Source organism: Methylibium sp. (assembly GCF_013817365.1).
Classification (GTDB): domain Bacteria; phylum Pseudomonadota; class Gammaproteobacteria; order Burkholderiales; family Burkholderiaceae_C; genus Methylibium.
The window spans coordinates 1-12,230 of record NZ_JACDCU010000069.1 but is presented as its reverse complement, the minus strand read 5'-3'; the positions used below and the strand labels follow the sequence as shown (position 1 = coordinate 12,230).

At 68.1% G+C, this 12,230-nt stretch carries 10 protein-coding genes; 1 reads left to right on the top strand and 9 read right to left on the bottom strand.

The window, feature by feature from the left end; all coding sequences use genetic code 11:
* Positions 1-322 (bottom strand): hydantoinase/oxoprolinase N-terminal domain-containing protein (locus H0W38_RS06685; RefSeq protein ID WP_292452318.1); only part of this gene is annotated, 322 nt, incomplete at its 3' end.
* A 166-nt stretch (positions 323-488) separates the two neighbouring features.
* On the opposite strand from H0W38_RS06685, the gene H0W38_RS06680 reads away from it, so the two are divergent.
* Positions 489-3,026: an ATPase, T2SS/T4P/T4SS family gene (locus H0W38_RS06680; RefSeq protein WP_292452316.1), complete on the top strand. Its 2,538-nt coding sequence runs from the start codon at positions 489-491 to the stop codon at positions 3,024-3,026.
* Between the two features lie 215 nt (positions 3,027-3,241).
* Here H0W38_RS06680 and H0W38_RS06675 read toward each other — a convergent pair whose 3' ends face one another.
* The 8 genes from H0W38_RS06675 to H0W38_RS06640 form a co-directional block, all read right to left on the bottom strand.
* Positions 3,242-3,580, bottom strand: a complete 339-nt coding sequence (locus tag H0W38_RS06675) for a hypothetical protein (RefSeq protein WP_292452315.1) — start codon at positions 3,578-3,580, stop codon at positions 3,242-3,244.
* Between the two features lie 4 nt (positions 3,581-3,584).
* The gene (locus H0W38_RS06670) at positions 3,585-4,070 is read right to left on the bottom strand and encodes a transposase (protein ID WP_292452314.1); all 486 of its coding nucleotides are present in this window, start codon (positions 4,068-4,070) and stop codon (positions 3,585-3,587) included.
* Positions 4,071-4,245: 175 nt separating this feature from the next.
* On the bottom strand, positions 4,246-5,205 hold the full coding sequence (locus H0W38_RS06665; protein ID WP_292452313.1) for an alpha-E domain-containing protein: 960 nt from the start codon (positions 5,203-5,205) through the stop codon (positions 4,246-4,248).
* A 10-nt stretch (positions 5,206-5,215) separates the two neighbouring features.
* Positions 5,216-6,661 (bottom strand): circularly permuted type 2 ATP-grasp protein, encoded by a 1,446-nt coding sequence (locus H0W38_RS06660; RefSeq protein WP_292452311.1) that lies wholly within the window; start codon positions 6,659-6,661, stop codon positions 5,216-5,218.
* A 135-nt stretch (positions 6,662-6,796) separates the two neighbouring features.
* Positions 6,797-7,204, bottom strand: a complete 408-nt coding sequence (locus tag H0W38_RS06655; protein WP_292452310.1) for a DUF1850 domain-containing protein — start codon at positions 7,202-7,204, stop codon at positions 6,797-6,799.
* A 49-nt stretch (positions 7,205-7,253) separates the two neighbouring features.
* Entirely contained in the window at positions 7,254-9,338 is a 2,085-nt protein-coding gene (locus H0W38_RS06650) for a TRAP transporter permease (protein WP_292452308.1), read from the bottom strand.
* Between the two features lie 90 nt (positions 9,339-9,428).
* A complete protein-coding gene (locus H0W38_RS06645; RefSeq protein ID WP_292452306.1) occupies positions 9,429-10,385 on the bottom strand; it encodes a TAXI family TRAP transporter solute-binding subunit in 957 nt (318 codons plus the stop codon).
* 121 nt (positions 10,386-10,506) lie between these two features.
* Positions 10,507-12,230, bottom strand: a 1,724-nt coding sequence (locus H0W38_RS06640) for a DNA internalization-related competence protein ComEC/Rec2 (protein WP_292452305.1), incomplete at its 5' end; no start/stop codon positions are given.

Below are 12,230 nucleotides of genomic sequence, written 5' to 3'. Positions count from 1 at the left end.
CAATGCGCAGTGCATCGCGAAAACCACGCGTGGTGATGAGCAAGGTGGGCTCGCCCTTGCGTTCGAGCAGCGCGTTGGTGGCGACCGTCGTGCCCATCTTCACGCAGGCGATGCACCCGGCGTCCAGGGCCTCGCCCGGCGCTGCGCCGAGCAATTGCCGGATGCCGGCGACCGCAGCGTCGTCGTAGTGCCCCGGGTTCTCGCTCAGCAGCTTGGCGGTGTGCAGTTCGCCGCCGGGCGAGCGGCCGATCACATCGGTGAAGGTGCCGCCGCGGTCGATCCAGAACTGCCAGCCGGTCGAATTCGGATCTCGTGTGGACATGTGCATCGCTCTTGGTCCGGTCCGCCGACGGCAGCGGCAAGGCCGGAAGTGGCGGCGGCGAATGGCGCATTTGCGCGCTTTGCGCCGGGCCCGGCTGCCTAGGATACGACGGGCCCTTCTCGGGCATCGCGCGCCAATCGAGGCCGGCCCAGACTGGACACCGCACATGACCGACCTTTCGCTACCGCCCCTGAACCTCACGCTGGCGCCGCTGTCCGAGCCGTCGCCTTCTCCCGCTGCGGCAGCCCGCCCCGGGGAGTTCTCCTGGCCGACACCCCCCTTCGCCGCCTATCCGCCGGCCACCGAGCAGACCCGGCCCGAGCCCTGCGCCATCGAAGGGCTCAACGGCAAGACGGTCAGCGGCCGGCTCATGCTCTTCATGCCGGAGCAGCAGCTCGCCAACGTGCAGGTGCCGCCGGCACGCACGACGCTGCCCCTGCAGTTCGGGCAGTTCCGCAGCCTGGCGCTGACCGAGCCGCTCTCACCCACCGCAGCGCGCCGCGACGACCCGCATGCCGCCGTGCTCGACCACCGCCCGCGCAGCCGCTTTCGGCTGGTGTTCAAGGCCGGCGCGGCGCTCGAAGGCGAGACCATCGGTCACGTCGAGACCGATTTCGGCCTGTTCCTGTTTCCGCCTACGGGCGATAGCGGCCGCGTCACGCGCTTGTTCGTGCCGGCCGGGGCGCTCGCCAGCCGCGAGATCGGCCCGCGGGTGGGCGAGCTGCTGGTCGAAAGCCAAGCCGCCACGCCCGAGCAAGTGGCCGAGGCGGCCGACATTCAAAGCCAGCTGCGCACGCAAAAGCTCGGCGACATTTTGGTGACCCAGCGCATCGTCACGCCGGATCAACTGGTGGCGGCGATCGAGCAGCAAAGCAAGATGCCGATGGTGCGCATCGGTGAGGCGCTGATCGCGCTGGGACTCATCACCCCGACCGAGCTCGACCGGGCGCTGGAGCAGCAAAAGGCCGACCGCGGCGTGCCCATCGGCGAGCTGCTGATCCGCCTGGGCTGCGTGTCGCGCACCGACTTGCAGACCGCATTGGCCCGCAAGATGGGCTATCCCATCGTCGACGCCACCGCCTTCCCGATGGAATCGGACGCGTTGAGGAAGCTGCCCTACCCGACCGCACAGCGCTTGGGCGCCCTGCCACTGCTGCTGCGCGACGCCACGCTGGTCGTGGCGATGGAAGATCCTTCGCGGCGCGCCGCGATCGACGAGCTCGAGTTCGCGAGTCAATGCAAGATCGCGCCCGTGCTGGCCTCCCGCAGCGAGATCAACGCCGCGTTGCCGGGTGCCTATGCGCGCGTCGGCGTCGAAGTGGCCGGCAGCTATGGGAGCCCGATCGACGCGAGCGGCTTCGATTTCGAGCCGGCCGATGCGGGCAAGCTGGTCGAGAGCCTGGAGCGCGAGGGTGCAGACCGCGTCAAGAACGAGAACGAGCAGCCCATCGAGCAGAGCGACAACTCGCTGGTGCGGCTGATCCACACGATGATCATCGAGGCCTGGAACCAGGGCGTCAGCGACATCCACATCGAGAACTACCCGGGCAAGGACAAGCTCAAGATCCGCTTCCGCAAGGACGGCATGCTGCGCCCGTATCTCGAGCTGCCGCACACCTACCGCGCCGCCATCATCGGGCGCATCAAGATCATGTGCGACCTCGACATCTCCGAGCGCCGCAAGCCGCAGGACGGCAAGATCAATTTCACCAGGTTCTCGGCGCAGCACCGCTTCGAGTTGCGCGTGGCCACCATCCCCACCAACAACGGCCTGGAAGACGTGGTGATGCGCCTGCTCACCTCGGCCAAGCCGGTGGCGGTGGGCAAGCTCGGCCTGAGCGAGCGCCATCTCGCGCAGCTCAAGACGGCGATGGAGCGGCCCTACGGCCTGGTGCTGTGCGTCGGGCCCACCGGCTCGGGCAAGACCACCACGCTGCATTCGGCGCTCAGCCACATCAACGTGCCCGAGCGCAAGATCTGGACGGCGGAAGACCCGATCGAGATCACCCAGCCCGGCCTGCGCCAAGTGCAGGTCAACAGCAAAATCGACTGGACCTTCGCCAAGGCGCTGCGCGCTTTTCTGCGCGCCGACCCGGACGTGATCATGGTCGGCGAGATCCGCGACGGCGAGACCGCCCGCACCGCTATCGAAGCCTCGCTGACCGGCCACCTGGTGCTCTCCACACTGCACACCAACAGCGCGCCGGAAACGGTGACCCGGCTACTCGACATGGGCATGGATCCCTTCAACTTCGCCGACGCGCTGCTGCTAGTAGCGGCTCAGCGCCTCGTGCGCAAGCTGTGCGCGGATTGCCGCACCAGCCGGCCCCTCACCGAGACCGAGTGCGAGGAGCTGCTCGACGATCACTTGTTCGTGCAAGAGGCCGCGGGCTCGGCCACCGCGCGCGAGGCCTTGCGCAGCGAATGGCTGGGCCGCTTCGGCAAGGACGGGCGGCTGATGCACTTCGAAAGCGCGGGCTGCCCCGCTTGCGCCAGCACGGGTTTTCGCGGCCGCCACGGCATCCACGAACTGATGCCGGTCTCGCGCGAGATACGGCGCCTGGTTCAAACCGGCGCGCGCGCCGAAGAGCTACAGGCGACAGCGCTGCGCGAAGGCATGCACACGCTTCGTCAGGACGGCATCGAGAAGGTGCTGCAGGGCATGACCACGATCGACGAGGTGCGTGCGACGAGCAACGTCTGAGCGAGGTCGGGCTCGACGCGAACGCCGAAACTCGGCGGTCAGCAGCGGGGTGTCAGGCAATCACGGAGGCGGTCAGTCATGCCAGGGGCTCGCCCACCGCCGTAATAAATGAGCCTCAAACGGCGCCTACGCGAAGCTTCACGATTAGCGTCTGACCTTTGCGCAGGGTGTTCCGAAGGAAAACCGGCTGCAGCCTCAGCTTTGCTTCGAGCGCTTCACGGCAGTTTTGCCGCCACGCACTGAACGCCCGAAAGACCGCCTCCTGCAGCGGTGAGCGCCTGACGGGCGACGGCGCGGCCGGAAGCCGCATCGTGAAACCACGCCATGGTGGGGCTGCCGGCGGCGGCCGCGCCGATCGGCGTGTAGCTTGGAGTCACCTGGATCTGCGAGTTGGCATGAGGCATGAACAAGGCCAGCGGCACGAGCGCCGCAGACGCGCAAACGGCGACGGAGAGACGGAACGACGACGGCTTCATGAACGGCTCCTCCAGCGATCGGGCGTCAAGGATGGCAAGTTCGAAGATCGTTCGGCCACGACCTGCGATGAAAGCCAAGCGCCTAACCGCAGCGACGCAAGGGCGTGGAGTCCGTCGCGACGATGGCCGCTTCAGCCATGCTGCCGGGCTTCATGAGCAGGCCCTGGCGGCTCAGGTAATTGTCGATCTCGCCGAGCAGCGTGCGCAGCAGCGACTGGCTCTCGAGCAGACGCCTGAATTCGAGCATCGTGCTTGCGCATGGAACGCTCTGGGTATCGAAGTCGATGTCCACGAAGCGGCGCAGCGCGCCGGAGTCGTGCAGCGCGTCTTCCAGTGCGTCGTCTGCCAAGGCATACCACCGCTGCAAGAAGTACAGCCGCAGCATGCAAGGCAGGTCGACCGACGGGCGAGGGCGCACCCCTTCGCGCTCGCGTGGCCAATGGGGCTCGGCGGCTTGCGTTAGCCGTTCCCAGGGCACCACCTGCTCCATGACCGCCAGGAAACGCTCTCGACGCGTGACCTTCTTTTTCGCCCAGCGCTCCACGCCGACCGTGACCAACTGCTTCATCGCATCGCTCCTGCAAGGGGGCCGAAGTGTCGCCCGGGCGACGGTGCCGGGCTATGAGGGCTCCCCACACTCGGCCCCCCTTGAAACCCGGCCCACCACGCAGTAGCGCGGCAGCGATGCGCCGCTTCCGGCCGCTCGACGCAACGCCAGCGCTTGTGCGCGCGAGGTTGCAGCCTTAACCCGGAACGAGGAAATCGCGGCTGATGCCGACGCCGACATCGCCGACGCGATCGAGGAACTGGGTGAGAAAGGCATGCAGCCCCGTCGCCAGGATCTCATCGATGCGCCCGAAGCTCAGGTCGGCGCGCAGGCGCCCGGCGCGGCGCAGCGTGTCCGCGCTCTGCTCGTTGGCCACGCATTGCAGGTTGCTGACCACCTCGTTCATGCAAGCGGCCAGAGAACGCGGCATGTCGGAGCGAAGGATCAGCAGCTCAGCGACCTTCTCCGGCAGGATCACGTTGCGGTAGACCTTGCGGTAAACCTCGAAGCCCGAAACGGAGCGCAGGATCGCGCTCCAGTGATAAAAGTCCGCCGCGGCCGGCTCGCTGCCGTCGTCGCGCACACCGAAAAACTCGCCCTGCGCCGAATGAAAGCGCACGTCGAGCAGCCGTGCGGTGTTGTCGGCGCGTTCGAGGAAGGTGCCGATGCGCAGGAAGTGAAAGCTCTCGTCCTGCAGCATGGTGCCCAAGGTAACTCCGCGCGAGAGGTGCGAGCGGAACTTGACCCACTCGAAGAGCTCGGAGGGGTCGCTTGCCAAGGTTCCACCCGCGATCAGGCGCTTGAATTCCAGCCAGGTCGTGTTGGCCGTTTCCCAGACCTCGGTAGTCAGCGTGCCGCGCACCGCACGGGCGTTCTCGCGCGCGGCGCTCAGGCAGGAATGGATGCTCGAGGGGTTGCCCGCATCGCGCACCATGAAGTCCATCACCTCGCGCGCGGCGACCTTGTCGAAGCGGCGGTGGTAGTCGTGCGTCAGCTCCGAGATGCTGAGCAGGCCGCGCCAGCCCTGCTCCGAGGAGGTGGGCGCTTGCGGCAGCAGCGACATCTGGTAGTTGACGTCGAGCATGCGCGCGGTGTTTTCGGCCCGCTCGGTGTAGCGGGCCATCCAGAACAGGTGATCGGCGGTGCGCGACAGCATGTTTGATTCCTCAGGCTTCCAGCACCCAGGTGTCCTTAGTTCCGCCGCCCTGCGACGAATTGACCACCAGCGATCCGTCTTCGAGCGCCACGCGCGTCAGGCCGCCCGGCACCATCTGCACGGTCCGCCCGGAAAGCACGAAGGGCCGCAAATCGATGTGGCGCGGCGCGACGCCGCTGGCCACATAGGTCGGGCAGGTCGAAAGCGCCAGCGTCGGCTGCGCGATGTAGTTGGCCGGATCGGCGAGAAGCCGTTCGCGAAACGCCGCGATCTCGGCACTGCTCGCCGCCGGGCCGACCAGCATGCCGTAGCCGCCGGCGCCATGCACTTCCTTGACGACCAGCTCACCGAGGTGCGCGAGCACGTATTTCAGGTCTTCGCCATGGCGGCACAGGTGCGTGGGCACGTTCTCGAGGATCGGCTTTTCGCCGAGATAGAACTCGATCATCTTCGGCACGTACGGATAGATCGACTTGTCGTCGGCGACGCCGGTACCAATGGCGTTCGCCAGGGTCACGTTGCCGGCGCGGTAGACACCGAGCAGGCCGGCGCAGCCGAGCGTGGTGTCGGGCCGCAAAGCCAGCGGGTCGAGAAAATCGTCGTCGATGCGGCGGTAGATCACGTCGACCCGCCGCGGGCCCTGCGTGGTGCGCATGTAGAGGTGGTGATCGCGCACGAACAGGTCCTGCCCCTCGACCAGCTCGATGCCCATCTGCTGGGCGAGGAAGGCGTGCTCGAAGTAGGCGCTGTTGTACATGCCGGGCGTGAGCACCACCACGGTCGGCTCGGTCACGCCCGCCGGCGCCACCGAGCGCAGCGTGTCGAGCAACAAGTCGGGGTAGTGCGCCAGCGGCGCGATGCGGTGGCCGCCGAACAGCTCGGGGAAGAGCCGCATCATCATCTTGCGGTTCTCGAGCATGTAGCTCACGCCGCTGGGCACGCGCAGGTTGTCCTCGAGCACGTAGTAGCTGCCGCTGCCGTCGGGCCGCGCCGCACGCACGATGTCGATGCCGGCGATGTGCGAGTACACGCCGCCGGGCACGTCGACGCCCATCATGTCGGCGCGGAACTGCGCGTTGCCGAGCACCTGCTCGGCCGGCACGACGCCGGCGCGCAGGATCTCCTGGCCGTGATAGACGTCGTGCAGAAAGCGGTTGAGCGCCGCAACACGCTGCCTGAGGCCACGCTCGAGCTCATGCCACTCGTGCGCAGGAATGATGCGCGGGATGAGGTCGAAGGGGATCAGCCGCTCGGTGCCGCCATCGTCGGGCTGAGCGCCCTCGCCCTTGGCGCCGTGCACCGCGAAGGTGATGCCGACGCGGCGAAAGATCATCTCGGCCTCGTCCCGGCGGCGCTGCATGGCGGCGAGGGGCTGTTCCGCGAGCCAACGGTCATAGCCGAGGTAGTGCTCGCGCACCTGCCGGCCTGCCGCATGCATCTCGTCGTACATCGTCATTGCTGCGTCTCCCGCGCTTCGAGCATTTAGCAGGGATTGTGCCAAGCGGGGGCGCGAGAGCGCCGCACCCGGGCGGGCGCGTTGCCTGCCGTGCGAAATCGTGCGCTGGCCCGGCGTTCGACCTACGCCGCGGGCTCAGCGGGCGGCGGGATCGCGGCAGGCATGCAGCAGGGTCACGCCGCCGTCAGACGGCAGCCAGGCGGCCAGCGGCCGGCAGCCGGTGGCGTCGCACCAGTCGTAGTCGGGCGTGAAGGCCGAGCGCGTCAGGCGCAGAGGCGGCAGCGGCTGTCCCGCCTGGTACTCGTACCAACCCTTGCGCAGGACAGCGTCGGGGGGTGGCTCCATGCCGGCGCCGGAGCCGCGCACGCGCGCGCTCAGGGCACGCAGCCGCGGCGTGCCGGCGTGCAGATCGACCTTGTAGTCCTCTTCCCAGCGCGTTTTCTCGATCGAGTGGGTCCAGGCCAGCGTAAAGCGCTGGGCCGGAACGAACACGACCTCGGCCGACGCGGCTGCCAACGCCAGGCACACACCGAGCACGCTCATCCGTGCGGCCCCGGCACCGAGCCTTCCCCCGCCCGGCCAAGCGCGTCGCTCACGCCGCCACGCGCCGGGCGAGCGCCGCGCGGTTGCGCCACAGGTGCCATCCCACCAACAGCGCCGCGGCGCCGAGGCCGATTTCGTCGGTCAGCGGTAGCGCCACCACGAGGAACGAGGCCGCCACCACCGCGAACACCCGTTCGGCCCAGTTCATCGGACCGACAAGGAAGCCGATGGCACCTGCGCCCCACAGGCCGATTGCCACCAGCGCCTTGAACACCACATAAACCGTGGCCAGCCAGTCGCCGCCGAGCATCATCAATGCCGGCGAATACACCGCCATGTACGGCACGATGAAGCCGGCAATCGCCACGCGCAGCGCCTGGATGCTGATCTTCAGCCCGGTCTCCTTGGCGATCGGCGAGGCCGCGAAGGCCGCCAGCGCCACCGGTGGCGTGAGGTCGGCCATGATGCCGAAGTAGAAGACGAACATGTGCGAGACGATCAGCGGCACGCCCAGCTCCAGCAGCACCGGCGCGGCCAGCGAGCTGGTGATGATGTAGTTGGGAATGGTCGGGATGCCCATGCCGAGCACCAGGCACACGAACATCGTCAGCACCAGCGCGAGGAACAGGCTCTTCTCGCCGATGAGGATGATGTACCCGCCGAGTTCCGCGGCCACCCCGGTGAGGTTGATCACGCCGATGATCACGCCGACCAGCGCGCAGGCGATCGCCACTGGCAGCGCGTGGCGCGCGCCATCGGCCAGGGCCTGCACGGCCAGCCGCAAGGCGTCGTCGCCGGTGCGGCGCAGCAGCAGCAGCACGATCAGCACGACCGTGACGACGAAGAACGCCATTACGCCGAACTCCAGGAAGCCGGCGCAGGCGATGCCCAGCAACACCCAGAACAGTATCCGCAGCGCCATCGGGTTGACGCCGCTGAGCAGCGCTGCTCCGAAGATGAGCACGACCGTCAGCGCCAGGCCGATGGTTCCCGAGAACAGCGGCGTGTAGCCCGAGAACAGCAGCGCCACCAGGCCGATCAGCGGCAGGAGCAGATACCAGCGCTCCTTGATCGCTGTCCACGGATTCGGACACTCCTCCTTGGCCAGGCCGAGCAGCCCTTTGCGCCCAGCCTCCAGATGCACCATCCAGAACGCAGTGCAAAAGTACAGCAAGGCCGGAATGAGGGCCGCCTTGCAGATCTCTATGTAGGGCACATTGATCGTCTCGGCCATGATGAAGGCCACTGCGCCCATCACCGGCGGCATGATCTGCCCGCCCATGCTGGCAGTCGCCTCCACGCCGCCCGCGAACGCCGGCGAGTAGCCGAAGCGCTTCATCAGCGGAATCGTGAACTGGCCGGTGGTCACCACGTTGGCCACGCCTGAGCCGTTGATGGTGCCCATCAGGCCCGAGGTGATCACCGACACCTTGGCCGGCCCGCCGCGCGTGTGGCCCACCGTGCCCATCGCGAAATCGTTGAACAGGCGGATCATTCCCGCCTGCTCCAGGAAGGCGCCGAACAGGATGAACAGGAAGATGTACGTCGAGGAGACGTAGGTCGGCACGCCGTAAATGCCTTCGGTGCCGAAACCCATCGTGCCGATCACCTGGTCCCAGCCGTAACCGCGGTGCGCCAGCGTCCCCGGCAGGTACTCGCCGAACAAGGCGTAGGCGAGGAAGGTCGCGCAAATGGCCGGCAGGGCCCAGCCCATGACGCGCCGTGCGGCCTCGAACACGAGCGCGAGCGTGATGATGCCGACGACGGCGTCCGCCGGAATCAGCTCGCCTGCACGGGCCGTCAAATCGGACTCGAACACCCAGTGATAAGAGCTCAGCACGAAGCCCGTGATCCCAAGCAGCCAGCCCAGTGACACCAGCTTGCGCTGACCCAGCCGCGGCGGAAACAGCGCGAACACCATCAGCAGCACGAAGCCGACGTGGATGGCGCGCACCACCTGGCTGGAGATCGGGCTGAAGGCCGCGGTGATGATCTGAAAGCTCGAGAACGCGATCGCGACCCAGAACACGGCGCGAGGCAGGGCGGCGTCAGGGGCGTCAGGGGCGGCAGTAGCGGCAGTAGCGGCAGTAGCGGCAGTAGCGGCGGCTGAGGCGGCGGCGGGTGATTGGTTCATCAGCGTAGGTCATGAAAAAGGCGGCCCCGAATCGTGTCGAGGCCGCCGGAGCTGCGAGCTATCAGTGGGCCGGTCGGCCCGTGCAGCGGCTTACTTGATGACGCCGACCTCGCGGTAGTAGCGCTCCGCGCCCGGATGCAGCGGCACGGGCGCGCCCTTCGCCGCGTTCTCACGCTTGATCGCCTTGGCTGCATTGTGGGCGGCGTACAGCGAGTCGAGGTTCTCGTACATCGCCTTCGTCATCTGATAAGCCAGATCGTCGGAGACACCGGTGTGGGTGACGAGGAAGTTGGCGATCACCGCGGTGGGCACGTCTTCCGTCTGGCCGCTGTAGGTGTTGGCCGGGATCACACCGGGCTGGTAGGCCGCGTTGCCGATCTTGGCGACAACATCGGCGGGTACCGCAATGACGACGATCTTGACCGACGTTGCGAGGTCGCGGATGGAGGCCACGCCCAAGCCGGCCGATTGCAAGGTGGCGTCGAGCTGGCGGTTCTTGATCAGCTCGACCGACTCGCCGAACGGCAGGTATTCGACCTTGGACAGATCGTCGTACGTCAGGCCGGCCGCGCGCAACACCGCGCGGGCATTGAGCTCGGTTCCCGAGCGCGCCGCGCCGACCGAAACGCGTTTGCCTTTCAGATCGGCCAGGGTACGGATGCCAGAGTCGGCATTGGCGACGATCTGGATGTAGTTGTTGTAAGTGCCGGAGAGCGCGCGCAGCTTCGTCAGCGGCGTATTGAAGCCGGCATCGGCGTTGCCCTTGTAGGCGTCGGACAGTGCATCGGCCAGCGACAGCGCCAGCTCGCCGCGGCCGGCCTGCAGCAGGTTCAGGTTTTCGGCCGAGGCCTTGGTGACCTGCGCCGTGGCTCGCACATCGGGGATGGCCTTGGCATACACCTGCGAGAGCGCGACGCCGATCGGATAGTAGATACCGCTCTGGCCTCCGGTGAGCACGTTGATGAACTGCTGCTGGGCGGACACCGCCATGCTGGTCAGGGCGGCGGCACTGGCCACGACGGCGGCGATGCAATGGGTCAAACGCATGAGCGTCTCCTCTGAGGGTGAACGACGAAGCCCCGACTGTAGGCATACGGCGTCGGCTTGCCCTACGTGATTACCTCACCCAGGCACCCCGCCTATCGCGACGCCGATTCGGCCTCTGTACTCACTCGGCGTACGGCGGCGCGGCTGCCGCGCGCGCGACGCCCTCGCCCGGCTCGACCGGCAACGCACTGGCATCCGGGTGGTGCCAGTAGCGGCGAGCCGCATCGCGCCGGCAGCTTTCGCCTCGCGGCCCGTACGTCCAGGCGCCGCAACGCGAACTGGTGAGCACCGCAATGCCGCGGGCCTCGAAGCGTGCCAGCACGTCGGCCGCCGGATGACCGAAGTGGTTGCGGTAGCCGGCCTGCACCACCGCCACGCGCGGCGCCACGGCGTCCAAAAAGAGCGCGCTCGACGAGGTCTTGCTCCCGTGATGAGGGACCAGCAACACCTCGCTGGAAAGCCGGCCGGCGTCGCGGGCGACCAGTTGCGCTTCATCGGCGCGCTCGATGTCGCCGCTGAGCAGCACGCTGCGCGCCGCACCGCCCCAGTGCCCGCCGATGCGCAGCACGCAGCTCAGCGAGTTGGGCTTGGTCTTGCGCGACACGGCGGCGTCGAGCATCGGCCCATCGGGGTGCAGCACCTCGAAGCTGACGCCGTCCCAGACCCAGCGTTGGCCGGCCTCGCAGCGGTCAACGCTCGTGCCTTGCTCGCCGGCCAGGACGAGCAGCGGATGACCGGCTTCCAGCGAGCTGGCCAGGGCCGCCACCGGCAGTGCGCGCAGGAGTGCGGCGGCGCCGCCGACATGGTCGGTGTCGCGGTGGCTGAGCATGAGCAGGTCGAGACGGCGCTCGCCGAACGAGCGCAGCAAAGGCAGCAGCACGCGCTCGCCGGCGTCGGACTCGACCGAGTAGCGCGGACCGGCATCGAACAGCAGACTGTGCCGCGCGGTTCGCACCAGCACCGCAGTGCCCTGCCCGACGTCGATCGCGGTCAGCTCGAAGGCCCGCTCGCCGGGCCGCGCCACGTGCGGTGCGAGCAACGGCAGCACCAGCGGAAGAGCGAGCAAGCGAACTCGCCAAGGCAGCGGCAGCAGCGCCAGCGCGCCGCCGAGCAGCCCGCATGCCACCGCCCAGGGCGCCGCGGCGGCCACCGACCAGACCGCACCGCTCGAAGCCGCCAGCACGTGCAGCAGCGCATCGAGTGCATCGACGAGCGCGGCCGCCAAGGGCCACAGCGCCGGCAGCAGCACGCCCAGCAGCGCCAGCGGCGTGATCAGCAAGGTGACGAGCGGGATCGCCGCGAGATTGGCGGCGAAGCCGACCACCGAAAGCTGCTGGAAGAACACCAGGCTCAGCGGCGCCAGGCCGAGCGTGGCCACGGCCTGCGTCCGCACGCCGCCGGCCGTCACGCGGCCCAACCGCGCGCCGAGCCCGCGCCAGAACCGCGGCGGATGCACCAGCGCGACGTGGCGGTCGAATTGATCGACCTGCGCTTGTTGCGGTGGCGACCAAACGGCGCCCTGCTTGCGCGCCGCATCGGTCGGCTCCAGGCCGCTGCTCGCTCGCACCAGGCTGCGCGCTTCGCCCGAGGCGAGCAGCAGCCCGACCGCGACGAACGAAAGCCAAAAGCCCGGCTGCAGCAGCGCCCAGGGATCGATCAGGCTCACGACCGCGGCTGCACTCGTCCAGACCAGCGGCCAGCTCCAGCGCAGGCCCGCTGCGCCGATCAGCGTGGTGGTGGCCAGCATGAGCACGGTGCGCTGCGCCGGCACGCCCCAGCCGGCAAGCACCGCGTAGGCAAACGCCGCCCCCAGGCCGATCCAGCGCCCTGCCGAAGGCGCCGGGC